General features: G+C 29.7%; 16 protein-coding genes. 4 read left to right on the forward strand and 12 right to left on the reverse strand.

Annotation, left to right across the window (positions count from 1 at the left end):
• Nucleotides 1-55: 55 nt before the first annotated feature.
• From L8U37_RS02220 to dcd, 11 genes are read right to left on the reverse strand one after another with little or no spacing between them, the layout of a single operon-like run.
• Complete coding sequence (locus L8U37_RS02220; RefSeq protein ID WP_214100219.1) at nt 56-274, reverse strand: acyl carrier protein; 219 nt, start codon at nt 272-274, stop codon at nt 56-58.
• Nucleotides 267-1,334 (reverse strand): beta-ketoacyl-ACP synthase III, encoded by a 1,068-nt coding sequence (locus tag L8U37_RS02225; RefSeq protein ID WP_263728472.1) that lies wholly within the window; start codon nt 1,332-1,334, stop codon nt 267-269. Before L8U37_RS02225 ends, L8U37_RS02220 begins: the two co-directional genes overlap by 8 nt.
• Nucleotides 1,324-2,847, reverse strand: coding sequence for an HAD-IIIC family phosphatase (locus tag L8U37_RS02230; RefSeq protein ID WP_263688633.1), 1,524 nt, complete (start codon nt 2,845-2,847; stop codon nt 1,324-1,326). The genes L8U37_RS02225 and L8U37_RS02230 overlap by 11 nt, the downstream gene beginning before the upstream one ends.
• On the reverse strand, nt 2,844-3,248 hold the full coding sequence (locus tag L8U37_RS02235; RefSeq protein ID WP_220566909.1) for a VOC family protein: 405 nt from the start codon (nt 3,246-3,248) through the stop codon (nt 2,844-2,846). The genes L8U37_RS02230 and L8U37_RS02235 overlap by 4 nt, the downstream gene beginning before the upstream one ends.
• Entirely contained in the window at nt 3,245-4,135 is an 891-nt protein-coding gene (locus L8U37_RS02240) for a class I SAM-dependent methyltransferase (RefSeq protein WP_263688632.1), read from the reverse strand. The genes L8U37_RS02235 and L8U37_RS02240 overlap by 4 nt, the downstream gene beginning before the upstream one ends.
• Nucleotides 4,122-4,358 (reverse strand): acyl carrier protein, encoded by a 237-nt coding sequence (locus L8U37_RS02245; protein WP_220566911.1) that lies wholly within the window; start codon nt 4,356-4,358, stop codon nt 4,122-4,124. Before L8U37_RS02245 ends, L8U37_RS02240 begins: the two co-directional genes overlap by 14 nt.
• Nucleotides 4,359-4,361: 3 nt before the next feature.
• On the reverse strand, nt 4,362-5,144 hold the full coding sequence (locus L8U37_RS02250; RefSeq protein ID WP_263728474.1) for an AAC(3) family N-acetyltransferase: 783 nt from the start codon (nt 5,142-5,144) through the stop codon (nt 4,362-4,364).
• Nucleotides 5,141-6,403: a DUF4910 domain-containing protein gene (locus tag L8U37_RS02255; RefSeq protein WP_263728543.1), complete on the reverse strand. Its 1,263-nt coding sequence runs from the start codon at nt 6,401-6,403 to the stop codon at nt 5,141-5,143. Before L8U37_RS02255 ends, L8U37_RS02250 begins: the two co-directional genes overlap by 4 nt.
• 4 nt (nt 6,404-6,407) lie before the next feature.
• Complete coding sequence (gene pseC / locus L8U37_RS02260) at nt 6,408-7,538, reverse strand: UDP-4-amino-4,6-dideoxy-N-acetyl-beta-L-altrosamine transaminase (RefSeq protein ID WP_263728475.1); 1,131 nt, start codon at nt 7,536-7,538, stop codon at nt 6,408-6,410.
• Complete coding sequence (gene pseB / locus L8U37_RS02265; protein WP_263669886.1) at nt 7,535-8,542, reverse strand: UDP-N-acetylglucosamine 4,6-dehydratase (inverting); 1,008 nt, start codon at nt 8,540-8,542, stop codon at nt 7,535-7,537. The genes pseC and pseB overlap by 4 nt, the downstream gene beginning before the upstream one ends.
• Nucleotides 8,543-8,592: 50 nt before the next feature.
• Nucleotides 8,593-9,153: a dCTP deaminase gene (dcd, locus tag L8U37_RS02270; protein ID WP_012661997.1), complete on the reverse strand. Its 561-nt coding sequence runs from the start codon at nt 9,151-9,153 to the stop codon at nt 8,593-8,595.
• Nucleotides 9,154-9,284: 131 nt separating this feature from the next.
• Here dcd and accB point away from each other — a divergent pair, with 131 nt between their 5' ends.
• Entirely contained in the window at nt 9,285-9,734 is a 450-nt protein-coding gene (gene accB / locus L8U37_RS02275) for an acetyl-CoA carboxylase biotin carboxyl carrier protein (RefSeq protein ID WP_039626958.1), read from the forward strand.
• A gap of 1 nt (nt 9,735) precedes the next feature.
• The gene (locus L8U37_RS02280) at nt 9,736-11,067 is read left to right on the forward strand and encodes an acetyl-CoA carboxylase biotin carboxylase subunit (RefSeq protein WP_258108146.1); all 1,332 of its coding nucleotides are present in this window, start codon (nt 9,736-9,738) and stop codon (nt 11,065-11,067) included.
• 18 nt (nt 11,068-11,085) lie between these two features.
• Here L8U37_RS02280 and L8U37_RS02285 read toward each other — a convergent pair whose 3' ends face one another.
• Complete coding sequence (locus L8U37_RS02285; protein ID WP_263728476.1) at nt 11,086-11,913, reverse strand: peptidylprolyl isomerase; 828 nt, start codon at nt 11,911-11,913, stop codon at nt 11,086-11,088.
• Between the two features lie 64 nt (nt 11,914-11,977).
• On the opposite strand from L8U37_RS02285, the gene gltX reads away from it, so the two are divergent.
• Both gltX and L8U37_RS02295 read left to right on the forward strand, forming a co-directional pair.
• A complete protein-coding gene (gene gltX, locus L8U37_RS02290) occupies nt 11,978-13,369 on the forward strand; it encodes a glutamate--tRNA ligase (protein WP_263659261.1) in 1,392 nt (463 codons plus the stop codon).
• Nucleotides 13,369-14,604, forward strand: a complete 1,236-nt coding sequence (locus L8U37_RS02295) for a malic enzyme-like NAD(P)-binding protein (RefSeq protein ID WP_263728477.1) — start codon at nt 13,369-13,371, stop codon at nt 14,602-14,604. Before gltX ends, L8U37_RS02295 begins: the two co-directional genes overlap by 1 nt.
• The last annotated feature ends 75 nt before the right edge of the window (nt 14,605-14,679 follow it).

Raw genomic sequence — 14,679 nt, forward strand, 5'->3', positions numbered from 1 at the left:
TCTTTAAAGATGAAAATGATAAATTTGTTTTAGAGATTGTTTAAGGCTTTTCACCTTAAACACCAGCTAAAGCTAAAAGATCGCTTACTTTTTCACATTTTTTAAGATCATCACCGCTAATTTGTTTGCCAAGTGAGTTTTTAAATAATACCATGATAGATACAAAAGCTAAGCTATCCCATTCATCAATATCATCTAAAATCATATCTTCTTTTAGTGTTTCATCCATATGCATAGCTTCGCTAATAGCTTCTAATAATTCTTCTTTAGTCATTTTTTTCTCCTTTATAAATTGAAATTGTATCAGTTTTAAAGTTTTTATCAAAATTTATATAAGCACTCCCCCAGGCATATCCAGCACCAAAAGCACTTAAAATGGCACTAAAATCATTTTTTTGTATTTCACAAAGTAAAGCAGGTAAAGAGCAGGCACTTAAATTAGCATATTTTGACATCAAAAAATTTGGTGCTTTAGAGCTATCAATACCCAAGTCATTTATAATAGAATCAACTAAAAATTGATTGGATTGATGCAATAAAAAATAATCCACTTCATCTTTATCTTTTTCACAAAAATCAAGTATTTCTTTTATGCTTTGGCTCTCAAGATTAAGCGCTTGATTAAAAATTTCAGCCCCATCCATGTAAAGATTATCTAAGCTCCTATGCTTATTGGTTTGAAATATTTCTTTATTGGAGCTTTTACTCTCATCAAGTTTAGCAAAAGCTCTATTAGGTATGATGAGTTTATCAAAACCTTCTCCATTAGAATAAAGTTTAAAAAACGATTTTTCATTTGCACAGCTTATGAGTGTTGCGCTTACTCCATCGCCAAAGATTGGAGCTAAATTTGGATTTAAAGGGTTTATGGTTTTGCTTAAAGTATCACCACAAATTAATAAAATATTTTTTGCATTTTGATTTTCTAAAAAAGAAAAAGCTATAAATAAGCCATATAAATACCCAGAACATGCTTGATTTACATCAAAAGCTATGGTTTGAGGTTTTAAATTTAATCGTTTGTGAAGATAGTTTGCGCATGATGGCATAAAAAAATCAGGAGTTTGTGTAACAAAAATCACCATATCAAGCTTATTTTTATCAAAATCAAGCATTTTAAATAAATTTATACTTGCTTCATAGGCTAAATCTGTTGTGCTAATATTTTCATCAGCAATAAATCTTTCTTGTATGCCTGAAATTTTTTTCATTCTTTTTAGCATTTTGACATCATTTTGAAAAACATCTTCTAAGCAATCATCTATATTTATACATTTATTAGGCACGCAAACGCTTATACCTGCTATTTTGGCTTTATTAAAACTAGCTTTCAATTATAAGTCCTTCGTAATTTATCATTTCTTTTTGGATTAGAGCAAAATTTTCTTTTATATTTGCATTTAAACTATATAAAAATTCTAAAAATGGCATATTTCTTTCGCCCTTTTGAAAGTATAAAATACATTCTTTTGTATTAAAATGCACATGTAATAACTCTATAGCCTTATATAACATAATTTTTTCAAGCTTTCTTCCTAAGGCTCTACAGCTTATACAAAGATCTTTTATGATTAAATTTGTTTCATCTTTATAAGCTAAAAAAATTGCTATAATACCACTATCACTTAATTTATCACTCATGCTTATAGTCAAAATAGCATGTTTTTGCATAAATTCTTCACATTCTTTTAAGCTTAATCTTGAGTAATTTGATATAAATTGATTAGTTTTATTAAGTAGTTGTGAAATTCTTTCAAGTTCATTCGCGTGGTTGATATGAAATTTCAAACAAATCTGTAATTTTTCAAAATACTCTTTAGGGCTAAGCTTGCTAAGTTCTTGTCTTTGTAAATTTGCTTTAATATCAGCACTTCTTAACTCATCTTCTTTGCTAAAGCTTGTTTTTAAAAGTCTAGGATGGAGCTTTAAACTATAAGCACTATTTTCATCAGCTAGCAAGGTGTTAATATGAAGGTGTGATACATTTTCAATTTCGGCTATATTATCATCAATAAATAGCACACTATCAAAAGCTATATTAAAAAAATTTACAATTTCTTTAATATTTTCGTCTTTACTTTTCCAATTAGCCCTGATCATACTAAAATCATCAAGTTGTAATAAAAAGTCTTTTCTTTGTGAAAAAAGTTTTTTTACATCTTCTTCTTCATTTTTTGAAGCGATGGCAAGTAAAAAACCTTGATTTTTTAAATTTAAAAGCTCACTTTGCAAGGCTTTATGATTGCTAGATAAAGTAAGATTTTCAATACCATCTTCGCCTAAAATTCCTTGGTATAAGGTATTATCAAGATCTATGATGATTGCTTTTAAAGTTGGTTGTAAAAGGCTAGGTAGGATTTTTAGTCCTAGAATTTGGGCTAATTTTACACAAGCTTTATTACTAAGTCTGCTTGCATTTATTTCAAAATTACTATCATCTATGATGAGATTTTCATCTAAAAAGGGCTTTAGTATTTTGCAAATACTATATTCTTTTAAGCTTGTATCGCCAAGTAAAAGTGTGATGATAGGAGCGTTGCTAATGCTTGATAGTTCTTGTATTTTTTCTTTGATAAAATCATCTACATTTTTTTTATAATTGTTTAAATCTATAAATATAATATTTAAATCTGCTTTTTGAAAATTATCATAACTTAAACTATCATCATAAGAGCTTATGTTAAATTCAGCCTTTAATTTACTAAAGGCTAAAAATGCATTTAGTATGCTTGAAATCACTTCAAAAGAGTGATTTCTAAAAACATTAATAGTAATTTTTTTATAATGATTTTCCTTACTAAGTTTTATGAGATCATTTCTTTTTAAATTTGGTGAAAAAAGATTCATTTTAGCTCTACTAATTCTATTAATAAATTATTACTCATCATCACAAAGCAAAGTTTTGCAAAATAACTTGCTTTCATTATGTCAACAACTAACAAACCATCATTTAAAAGCAAAGATAAATCTTGCTCTATATTTTTGCTTTCATAAGCTATATGATACATTTTAGTTTTATTTTTCAAATAGCTATCTAAAACGCCTTTTTCATTTAAATTTGACAAAAGTTCAAAGCGATATTGGGGGAATAAGTTATTTTTTGGAATGATAAATTCTCCTTTTACCCCTTGTTGTTCGTCTATAAATTCAGCTTCTTTAATAAAACCTAGCTTTTCAAATATTTTTCTTTCTTTTTCTAAAGATTTACATGCTACACCTATATGGTGGATTGGTAAATTTAAATTCATTTTTCAAATACCACAGCCATAGTTATAGCATTTTTAAATTTTAAAGCTTTTTCTAAAGAATAGTCATTTGCCATAAAACATTCATATTGTTTTATTTTTAAATCTGCTTTTTTTGCCATTTCAAAAATTTCAGTTGGATGTGTAAATAAGTATATATGATCAATTGCAGGTGCGTTGATAGGTATGGTTGCAAAAATTTCACCTTCATCGCTTAATAAGTCTTTTGCTCTTTTTAAAAATTCTAAAGGCTGTTCAACATGTTCTAAAACTTCTCCAATTACTATTAAATCAGCTTTTTTGTGAAATTGAAATTGAAAAAAATCTTTACATAAAAATTCACAATTATTAATTAAATTTTTAACTTGATTTTCCACCATATTTTTTGTCAATTCGCAACTAGTAGGGGATAAATCTAAACCTAAATAATAATCAAATTTCAAACTTTTAACAGCTTTAGTAAAAAATTCTCCATGTCCTGGGCCTATTTCAAAATAATTATCATGTTTGCTTTTTGATTGAAGATAATTTTCAAAATACTTTCTAACTTTTATATGAGCAATCCAAATATAAGATGAAAGCGCAAGCCCTATCATGTATTTTTTCATATAAGTTTCATTAAAATAGACTTTATCTTTTACTTCTTCAAAACTTTTATATCTATATGAGTTATTTTCTATGAAATATTTTGTTTCTTCTAAAGTGTCATTAAGTATAGTTAAATAGCATTCGCACTGCTCTTGTAAAGAAATATTGTTTTGAAGATAATATGAAATGAGATTTTCAAATTCCATTTCATCTTCATTTGTTAGACTGATTTTATTTAAATATTTTGCGTGAATTGGATTTTTTATAGCTATTAACTCAAATAAGTTTTTAATATTTTTCATTTTTTACCTTTGATTTGATAGCTTGCAAAAGTTCATTTTGTGATTTTAGCTGACTTAATTCATCTTTGCTAAATTTGATTTCAAATTCTTCTTCTAAGCTCATGATTATATCAATATGATTTAAAGAAGTCCAATTTTTGCAATTTTGCATGCTTAAATTTGAATTTTCATCAACTTTTACTTCTAGTATATTTTCTAAAATTTCATAAAATTTATTTTCCATTTTTTAACTATCCTTTAGAATAAGTACATTTTTATTCATGTTTAAGGCTCTTATTATGGCATTTTCATATTCTTGAGCAATAAAAATACTTATGTAATCATTGGCAAATTTTATCATATCGCTTTTAAAAGATGATAAAGCTATTTTAATAATATTTTTAATATTAGGAAGAGAGTGTTTGTTTAAATCTCTAACAAAATATAAGATTTCTTTTTTTTGTTTTTCTCCATTTTCATCAAGAATAAAACCCTGGAATTTTTTAAAATATCTATAATCTACTTGATATTTTTCTTCAATATGGTGGGTTATGGTGTGTCCAATACCCCCAAAAGTAAGAAATTTTCCATTTTCTTTTATTAAAACATCATACACACAATTTTCACCAAAACAACTTGTAGTGTCTTTTAAAAACAATTCTTCTTTGGCTCCTTTTATAGCAAAGGAAAATATAGGATCATTAGTGCGTTTTACCCCTGCTTGTTTGCGAAAATATTCATTTAAAGCACCCATTTTTGTAGGAGAATTTAATTTATCATAAACTTCATTTTTGCAAAAACTATAGGTAAAAGTAGGCATGATTAAAGTACCTTCTTTACCTATAACTTCAAAAAAACAATCTAATATAGTTTGTAAAAATTCATTTCTAGGAAGCAAGGGTGTGCCAAAATTAAAAAGTTCAGTATGCGCACACAAAATATCGCCTTTTTTGATACTAAGTTTTTTAAAAGCTTCTATTAAATCTACATTAGAGTATTTTTTATCATTGTATTTTAAGAAATATTTCATTTTATCAATCTGTGAAATTTTAATTTTTCTATTAAATCTTTTAATTCATAAGCTTGCATGTTTAGTTTTGAGGCTATATCTAAAACATCGTTTTTACCATCACAATATGCTAAAAAATTACATGATATTGGTATATCATTGGTTGAAGAAGTATTGATAGTATGGTATAAGCCTCTTTTACCTAAATTAGGTTCGCAAAATATCGTATTTTGATAAATTTCATTAACCTCTAAATTCATAATGATTTTTTGCATAGCTTTTAAGCCACCTTGCAATCCCTCTTCACTGATGAAATTTAAGTCATCCTTGCTAGTATGATATTCTTTATACTCTAGATACTTACTTCTACAAATTCCGACTACGGGTAAATTTACTAAAGGAGAGCAGTATTGTCTCTCATCGCTTCCTCTATCTAAAAAGCTAAATTCTTTAAAATTATTTTTTTCTTTTAAGGTATGCAAAGCTACTTTATCTGCTAGGGTATTTTCACTTGGAGTGTGAATGAGTGAGTAAGCATTATCATCACCTATGCAAGAGAGTACAAATCCTGCTTTAGTGTGTTTTTGCAAATACTTTAAATGTTTACTAAGATAAACTATACTTCCTATAGTTTCAGGAGCAAAAACAAAACGATAATTATATTTTCTCTCTTTAAGTTCTAAAAGCCATTTAGCTAAAAATGCAGCTACCACAGGACCACTTAACTCGTTATTTGCCATAGATGGATGGCAAAGATAAGTGGAAATTAAAATTTCATCTTTTGTTTCTTGCGTGCTAGGTATGAGCAAGTCAGCATAGTTTAAAACTCCATTTTCATGGTGCTTTGCATCTATGAAAACTTTATATTTTCCTTCTTTTAGTTTAACTCTATCTTCATGTTTTATACAAAACCCCCAACGCCTTTTATAATAGCTTGTCACATAAGGTATAGCATCAGGTATTTCTTCTATAGAGTAAAGGTGTTCTTGTAAGCTTGCTAGATTAAGCTCTGTGTCTATGCCTGTGCTATAGTTTAACACATGAAGATTATTTTGCTTAAAATCACAAATTTTTTCTCCATCTGGAGTGATGATATAAGCATCGTTTATCTCCCATTCAGCAGGCACTTCCCAATCAAACACTTTGCTCCCGCTTGCTATAGAATGAATTTTTAATATACCCCCCCCCATAGCTTCATCAAGTATTTTTAAGCTTTGTCTAAAGCCTTTCCCGGTAATACTTCTGCATATAGGAAAAAGCTCACAAGCTAGCTCATACATACCTTTACTCACAACAAGCCTTTTTAGTTTCTTCTAAAATCTTAAATAAACTATCTTTAATAAATTGTGCTTCTTTTAAATTCATTTCTTGATGAGCAGGTATGCTAAGTTCAGCTTTATAAAAATTATCCGCATTTTCTAAGAATAAATTTCCATATAAGTTTTTATAATAACTAAACTCATAAGTAGGCTTATAATGCACTTGTACACCTATGCCCAAATTTAATAATTTTTCAAAAATAATCTCTTTTTGGCAATAAAACTCAGGAAAAAGCAAAATAGGATATAAATGTCTTGAGCTTTTTTTATAATCTTTGATTTTTATAGTGCTAAAATAAGGATTTTTTTCAAATTCTTTATCATAAAAACTTGTGATGATTTCTCTTTTTTCTAGCATATTGTCAAGTTTTTTAAGTTGATTTATACCTAAAGCACAAGCTACATCACTTAAACGATAATTATAGCCTAGTTCAATCATATCACTATCCCAAAGCCTCTTTTTGACTATGCCATGACTTCTTAAAAGCTTGATTTTTGAGATTAATTCCTCATCATTGCTAACGACCGCACCACCCTCAAAGGTTGTGATAGGTTTAACCGGATGAAAAGAAAATATGCTCAAATCCCCCATAGAACCTACTTTTTGATCTTTATAAATAGCACCTAGGCCATGACTTGCATCATCAATTAGTGGGATGTTGTGTTGTTTAGCTAAGGCTAAAATTTCATCCATTTCTACACTATTTCCCGCAAAATCAACCACGCAAATTGCTCCTATATTAGAGCTATCTTGGCTTAATCTTAAAGCAAGTTTTTTCTCATCAATATTTCCATCGCTTTTTACATCTATAAACTCAACCCTAGCACCTGCCATTAAAGCTGCATTTGCAGTTGCAGCAAAGGTAATGGGGGTTGTTAAGACAATTTTATCTTTTATATTTAAAGATAAATATGCAAGGTGTAAAGCAGAAGTAGCTGAATTTAGCACGCAAGCATATTTTACACCTATATATTCACAAAGGGCTTGTTCAAATTCTTCAACCTTTTTTCCACCGGTTAAAAAATCATCTTTTAAAGCCTCACAAACTACTTGTATGTCTTGTTCGTCGATATTTTGATGAGAATAAGTTATCATTTTTCAAGCTCTGTATGATTTATTATATTTAAAAGCTCTTCTTGGTTAATCCATGATGGATTATTATCAGAGCTATAAGAAAAGCCATTAGAAACTTTTTTGCCCTTTTGCCCTTTTGCATTTATGCTAAAATCAACATTAATGTTATTAAATTGAATACTTGGACTAATGGCATAATAATTTTCAAATTCATAAGTTAAATGACTATCATCACTTGAAATCATAATTTCATGTAGTTTTTCACCTGCTCTTATACCTATGATTTTATGAGCTAAATTAGGAGCCATAGTTTTAGCTAAATCAACGATTTTCATAGAAGGAATTTTTGGTACGAAAATTTCCCCTCCATGCATATAGGCAAAATTATTCAGCACGAAATTAACCCCATCTTCTAAGGATATCCAAAATCTTGTCATTCTCTCATCTGTGATAGGAAGTTCTTTAGCACCTTCATTGATTAGTTTTTTAAAAAATGGTATGACAGATCCTCTTGAACCTACTACATTACCATATCTTGTAACGCTAAATTTAGTATGAGAATTTCCTGCGATGTTGTTTGCTGCTACAAAAAGCTTATCACTTGCAAGCTTTGTAGCTCCGTATAAATTAATAGGATTACAAGCTTTATCGGTTGAAAGAGCGATACATTTTTCTACATTATTTTCCAAACACGCATCGATTACATTTTGTGCTCCATGGATATTAGTTTTTATACATTCCATTGGATTGTATTCTGCAATTGGCACATGTTTCATAGCAGCTGCATGAATGACAAAATCGACATCTTTCATTGCTATGCTCAATCTTTCTTTATCTCTTACATCACCTATAAAATAACGCATACAATCATCATTAAATTCTCTTGCCATTTCAAATTGTTTTAACTCATCTCTTGAATAAATGATGATTTTTTTAGGTTTGTATTTTTGAAGTAAAGTTTTAGTATAAGTTTTTCCAAAACTTCCTGTACCACCGGTGATTAAAATGCTTTTTCCATTAAACATATATATTTTCCTATTACTTGACTAAGTTTTTATATCGGTTGAAAATAAAATTATTTTAAAATTCTTGGTAAAGTTATACCTGTTTGAGCTTGGTATTTACCCTTTTTATCAGCATATGTTACATCACAAGGCTCATCTCCTTGTAAAAATAAAACTTGAGCTATACCCTCATTAGCATAAATTTTAGCAGGTAGTGGGGTTGTGTTTGAAATTTCTATAGTGATATGTCCTTCAAAACCTGGCTCAAAAGGAGTTACATTTACTATAATGCCACATCTTGCGTAAGTACTTTTGCCAAGACAAATAGCCAAAACATCATTTGGCATTTTAAAATACTCAACCGTTCTTGCAAGCGCGAAAGAATTTGCAGGTACTATACATACATCGCCTACAAAATCTACTACATTTTCTTCTACAAAATTTTTAGGATCTACAACGGTGGAATTTACATTAGTAAAAATCTTAAATTCTCTTCCAACTCTTATATCATATCCATAGCTTGAAAGCCCATAACTAACTATACCTTTACCTATATTTGCTTCACAAAATGGCTCTATCATATTGTGCTCTAATGCCATTTTTTTGATCCAATTATCCGCTTTTAAGCCCATTTTTGTCCTTTATAATTAAAGTGAATTTTTAAATTATATCTTAAAATAAAAGTAAAAAATAAATAATTGAAGTTATTTTTAGTATTTTTATATATAATTATAAATTAAGTCTTATAAATTAAGGAGAATATATGACAAAAGAAGAAATCAAAGAACTAATGCAACTTTTTGCAGAAGCAAATATAAGTAAGATTAAAATAAAAGAACAAGATGGATTTGAAATAGAACTTGAAAGAGATATGTGTTGTGAATTACCAGCTCCAGCTCCTGTTGCTCCAGCTCCACAGCCAATTAATGTAAATGTAGTTAATGAAACCAAAGCAAGCTCAAACTCTTCTAATAAACCGACCATCAATAGCCCTATGGTAGGTACTTTTTATCAAGCTCCAAGCCCAGGTGCAGCACCTTTTGCCAAAGCAGGACAAACTATCAAAAAAGGAAGTACTATAGCAATTATTGAAGCGATGAAAATTATGAATGAAATCGAAGCCGAATATGATTGTAGGATAGTAGAAGTATTAGTTGCAGATGGTCAGCCTGTAGAATTTGGTATGCCTTTATTTGTGGTGGAGAAATTATAAAATGGAAATTAAAAAAGTTTTAATAGCAAATCGTGGAGAAATTGCATTAAGAGCTTTAAGAACTGTAAAAGAAATGGGAAAAAAAGCAATTTGTGTGTATTCTACTGCAGATAAAGATGCTTTGTATTTAAAATATGCTGATGCGAGTATTTGCATAGGAAATGCTAGAAGTTCAGAAAGCTATTTAAATATCCCAGCTATTATTAGTGCAGCTGAAATTAGCGAAGCGGATGCGATTTTTCCAGGATATGGATTTTTAAGTGAAAATCAAAATTTTGTTGAAATTTGTGCAAAACATAATATCAAATTCATAGGCCCTTCAGTAGCTGCTATGGCACTAATGAGTGATAAAAGTAAAGCAAAACAAGTAATGCAAAGAGCAGGTGTGCCTGTAATCCCAGGAAGCGATGGGGCTTTAAATGGGGTTGAAGCAGCAAAAAAACTTGCTAAAGAAATAGGCTATCCTGTGATTTTAAAGGCAGCAGCAGGTGGTGGCGGCCGTGGTATGCGTGTAGTTGAAGATGAAAAAGATTTAGAAAAAGCTTACTGGTCAGCAGAAAGTGAAGCGATGAGTGCTTTTGGCGATGGAACTATGTATATGGAAAAATACATCCAAAACCCACGCCATATAGAAGTGCAAATCATAGGAGATAGCTTTGGAAATGTGATACATTTGGGTGAGAGAGATTGCTCTATGCAAAGACGCCATCAAAAACTTATAGAAGAATCTCCTGCAATTTTACTAGATGAAAAAACAAGAGCAAGACTTCATGAAACAGCAGTTAAAGCTGCTAAGGCTATTGATTATGAGGGTGCGGGAACTTTTGAGTTTTTAGTGGATAAAAATTTAGATTTTTATTTTATCGAGATGAATACGCGTTTGCAGGTTGAGCATTGTGTGAGTGAGATGGTAAGCGGGGTAGATATTATTGAACTTATGATTAAAGTAGCAGAAGGGTATCCTTTACCAAAACAAGAAGAAATTAAACTTAAAGGTCATTCTATAGAATGTAGAATTACTGCTGAAGATTCTAAAACTTTCTTACCTTGCCCAGGTAAAATCACAAAATATGTAGCTCCTGCAGGACGCAATGTAAGAATGGAAAGCCATTGTTATCAAGATTATAGTGTGCCTCCTTATTATGATTCTATGATTGGAAAATTAGTCGTTTGGGGAGAAGATAGAAACACAGCTATAGCTAAAATGAAAATAGCCTTGCAAGAGCTTATCGTAGGTGGGATAAAAACAACCAAAGATTTTCATTTAGCAATGATGGATAATGCAGATTTTATCAATAATAATTATGATACAAATTATCTTTCAAGACATTAATTGAAGATAGGTTTTAACCTATCTTAATTCTTCTATATGAGCATTTGCTCTTATTTTATCAAGATGATTTTTTAAGGCTTGTTCTTTTTGAGTTAGGGTATAGACATTGCTAACTTGATCTTTGATTAAATCAAATTCGATAGGATTTTTACCATATTTTTCTTTTATAAAATACACTATATAAGCGTTTTCGCCATTTAACACTGGAGTAAATTCTCCTATTTTTGTATTATTTAACAAAGCAAGTAATCTTGGATCTAAACTAGCTGCGTTTAAACTAATAGCTTTTGATTTAATTTGAGAATTTTTATACATAGGATTTTGTGCAAGCTGTTGTAAAAGTTCAGGATTAGTAGAATTATAAACAACTAAGTCTATATTTGAAAAAGTGCTAAATTTATCAAGATTGCTTTCATAAAAATGTTTTAGTGTTTCATCATCAATATTGATTTTTGCATTTTGCATTATGCTTCTATAAAGTTTTTCTCTTTCAAGATCTTTTCTAACTTTGTTTTTAAAAACTTCAAAACTTAAACCATCTTTTTCTATCTTTGCTTGCAAACCATTAATGTCAGTTTTATTGCCTTTTGCTATTTGGGCTAATTTTTCATTAAGTTCAAAAGTGCTTACATAAATTCCTAGCTTTTTAGCTTCACTTTGTTGAACTTTATCATCTACTAAAAATGCTATAGCTTTTTGTTTGTCATTAGTTTTTAATTCTTTCATAGTTTGTTCTATATCATAAAGAGTAATAGGTTGATTTTCTACTACCATTGCTACACCACCAAGGGTTTGAGCATATAAAATATTTGCAGCAAAACAACAAGATATTAAAAATTTTCTCATATAAAACCTTTATTTAAGTGTAAATATAGCATTATAACAATAAAAATTTAAAAAAGGTAAAAATATGCAAGAAATCACAACGCGTTTTGCTCCTTCTCCAACAGGATATTTGCACATAGGAGGGCTTAGAACAGCTTTATATAATTATCTTTATGCAAGAAAAAATAAGGGTAAATTTTTATTGCGTATTGAAGATACGGATTTAAAAAGAAATTCACAAGAAGCTACGCAAGCTATTATAGAAGCATTTAAATGGTGCGGACTTGATTATGATGGGACGATTGAGTATCAATCTCAAAGATTTGATATTTATAAAAAATACATTCAAAAATTATTAGATGAGGGCAAGGCTTATTATTGTTATATGAGCAAAGAAGAGCTTGATGAGTTAAGAGCTAAGCAAGAAGCAGCTAAAGAGCGTCCAAAATATGATGGTAGATATAGAGATTTTAAAGGAATTCCGCCAAGTGGTATTGAGCCTGTGGTGCGTATAAAAGCACCACAAAGTGGAGAGATTAAATTTATAGATGGCATTAAAGGCGAGGTTAGTTTTAAGGCTGAAGATATCTTAGATGATTTTGTAATTGCAAGAAGCGATGGTAGCCCAATTTATAATTTAACCGTTGTAATTGATGATGCACTAATGGGTGTGAGTGATGTTATAAGAGGAGATGATCATTTATCAAATACCCCAAAACAAATTGTCCTTTATGAAGCACTAGGCTTTAAAATACCTAAATTTTATCATGTAGCTATGATACATGGTGAAGATGGTAAAAAACTTTCTAAGCGTCATGGAGCAACTGATGTGATGGAATATAAAAATATGGGGATTTTACCTCAAGCCTTGCTTAATTTCTTAGTGCGTCTTGGTTGGAGTCATGGCGATGATGAAATTTTTTCTTTAGAAAGTATGCAAGAGCTTTTTGATCCAAATCATATTAACAAAAGTGCTTCTTGCTATAATTTTAAAAAATTAGAATGGCTTAATGCTCATTATATTAAAACTTTACCTTTTGAAGAAATCAATAGACAATTAAAAGATTTAGGTTTTGATTTAAGTCAGTATGAAAAAGCGGGATTTTTACTGGATATGTTAAGAGAGAGAGCTAAAACCTTACATGATATTATTAGTGGGGCTAAAGTGTTACTAAATAACCCAAAAGAATATGATCAAAAGGCTGTAGATAAATTTCTCAATGTTACAAATTTAACTTATTTGGAAAAATACGCTATGGTTTTAAATGAGCAAAAAAATGCTTGTGAATTTGAAGAATTAACTAATCAATTCTTAGAAGAAAATAATCTTAAGTTAAAAGATCTAGCTCAAGCTATACGCATCGCACTCACAGGAAACTCGGTTAGTCCTAGTATATTTGAAGTATTGGAATTTTTAGGAGTGCAAAAGGCTAAACTTAGGATAAAAAATTTACTAAATTATATGAAGGAAAAATAATGAATTTAAAAGAAGAGGCTTTAGAATATCACTTAGGTGGTAAAGTAGATATTGTTGCTAGAAAGCCTATGGATAGTGCACATGATTTATCTTTGGCGTATTCTCCTGGGGTTGCTGAACCTTGCATTGAGATAGCAAAAGATGAAACTTTAGCTTATAAATACACTAATAAAGCTAATTTAGTTGCTATAGTAAGCGATGGTAGTGCAGTTTTAGGGCTTGGCAATATAGGAGCGAGTGCAAGCAAACCTGTTATGGAAGGAAAAGCTTGTTTGTTTAAAAAATTTGCTAATGTTAATGCTTATGATTTAGAAATTAATGCTCATAGTATAGATGAAATTGTTACTTTTTGTAAAGCTATAGCGCCTACTTTTGGAGGGATTAATTTAGAAGATATTTCAGCACCAAAATGTTTTGAAATAGAAGCTGCCTTGCAAGATCTTGGAATTCCTGTAATGCATGATGACCAACATGGAACCGCGATCATTTCTACAGCAGGATTAATGAATGCTATGGAAATTAGTGGTAAAAAATTTGAAGATATTAAAGTAGTGGTAAGTGGTGCAGGTGCAGCAGGTATTGCAAGTGCTAGAATGTATAGAAATTTAGGGGTTAAAAATATCGTTTTAGTAGATAGTAAAGGTGTAATTAATACTCAAAGAGATGATTTAAATAAATATAAACTAGAATTTGTAAGCGATACCAAAGATAGCACTTTAAGAGAAGCTTTAAAAGGTGCTGATGTATTTTTGGGTTTGAGTGCACCTAAGATTTTAGATGATGAGATGATTTTAAGTATGGCAAAAGATCCCGTGATTTTTGCATTAGCTAATCCTGTACCTGAAGTAATGCCAGAAGATGTTAAAAGAGTTAGGAACGATGCTATAGTTGGAACAGGTAGAAGTGATTATTCAAATCAAATTAATAATGTTTTAGGTTTTCCTTTTATCTTTAGAGGAGCTTTAGATGTAAAGGCAACTAAAATTACTGAAAATATGAAAATAGCAGCCGCAAAAGCTTTGGCTGATTTAGCTAAGCTTGAAGTAACTGATGAGGTAAAACAAGCTTATGGAGTAGAAGAGCTTAGTTTTGGTAGAGATTATGTGATACCAAAACCATTTGATAGCAGAGTAAAAGCTGTAGTTAGTGCTGCGGTAGCAAAAGCTGCGGTTGAAGATGGAGTAGCTTTGATAAATAATTTTGATTATCAGAGATATTTTGATAGTTTAAAATAATTTTTTATAAATTAAGTTTTATTTAAAATAATTTTTTATTATAAAACTTAATTTTATCTATTTTTTATTGTTTAT

This window comes from Campylobacter sp. RKI_CA19_01122 (assembly GCF_025771325.1).
Lineage (GTDB): Bacteria > Campylobacterota > Campylobacteria > Campylobacterales > Campylobacteraceae > Campylobacter_D > Campylobacter_D lari_D.

What these genes read in the sequence shown, in the direction of transcription:
- L8U37_RS02220 (WP_214100219.1), bottom strand. Translation starts at nt 274, where the DNA reads ATGACTAAAGAAGAATTATTAGAAGCTATTAGCGAAGCTATGCATATG.
- L8U37_RS02230 (WP_263688633.1), bottom strand. Translation starts at nt 2,847, where the DNA reads ATGAATCTTTTTTCACCAAATTTAAAAAGAAATGATCTCATAAAACTT.
- L8U37_RS02235 (WP_220566909.1), bottom strand. Translation starts at nt 3,248, where the DNA reads ATGAATTTAAATTTACCAATCCACCATATAGGTGTAGCATGTAAATCT.
- L8U37_RS02240 (WP_263688632.1), bottom strand. Translation starts at nt 4,135, where the DNA reads ATGAAAAATATTAAAAACTTATTTGAGTTAATAGCTATAAAAAATCCA.
- L8U37_RS02245 (WP_220566911.1), bottom strand. Translation starts at nt 4,358, where the DNA reads ATGGAAAATAAATTTTATGAAATTTTAGAAAATATACTAGAAGTAAAA.
- L8U37_RS02250 (WP_263728474.1), bottom strand. Translation starts at nt 5,144, where the DNA reads ATGAAATATTTCTTAAAATACAATGATAAAAAATACTCTAATGTAGAT.
- L8U37_RS02255 (WP_263728543.1), bottom strand. Translation starts at nt 6,403, where the DNA reads ATGTATGAGCTAGCTTGTGAGCTTTTTCCTATATGCAGAAGTATTACC.
- pseC (WP_263728475.1), bottom strand. Translation starts at nt 7,538, where the DNA reads ATGATAACTTATTCTCATCAAAATATCGACGAACAAGACATACAAGTA.
- pseB (WP_263669886.1), bottom strand. Translation starts at nt 8,542, where the DNA reads ATGTTTAATGGAAAAAGCATTTTAATCACCGGTGGTACAGGAAGTTTT.
- dcd (WP_012661997.1), bottom strand. Translation starts at nt 9,153, where the DNA reads ATGGGCTTAAAAGCGGATAATTGGATCAAAAAAATGGCATTAGAGCAC.
- accB (WP_039626958.1), top strand. Translation starts at nt 9,285, where the DNA reads ATGACAAAAGAAGAAATCAAAGAACTAATGCAACTTTTTGCAGAAGCA.
- L8U37_RS02280 (WP_258108146.1), top strand. Translation starts at nt 9,736, where the DNA reads ATGGAAATTAAAAAAGTTTTAATAGCAAATCGTGGAGAAATTGCATTA.
- L8U37_RS02285 (WP_263728476.1), bottom strand. Translation starts at nt 11,913, where the DNA reads ATGAGAAAATTTTTAATATCTTGTTGTTTTGCTGCAAATATTTTATAT.
- gltX (WP_263659261.1), top strand. Translation starts at nt 11,978, where the DNA reads ATGCAAGAAATCACAACGCGTTTTGCTCCTTCTCCAACAGGATATTTG.
- L8U37_RS02295 (WP_263728477.1), top strand. Translation starts at nt 13,369, where the DNA reads ATGAATTTAAAAGAAGAGGCTTTAGAATATCACTTAGGTGGTAAAGTA.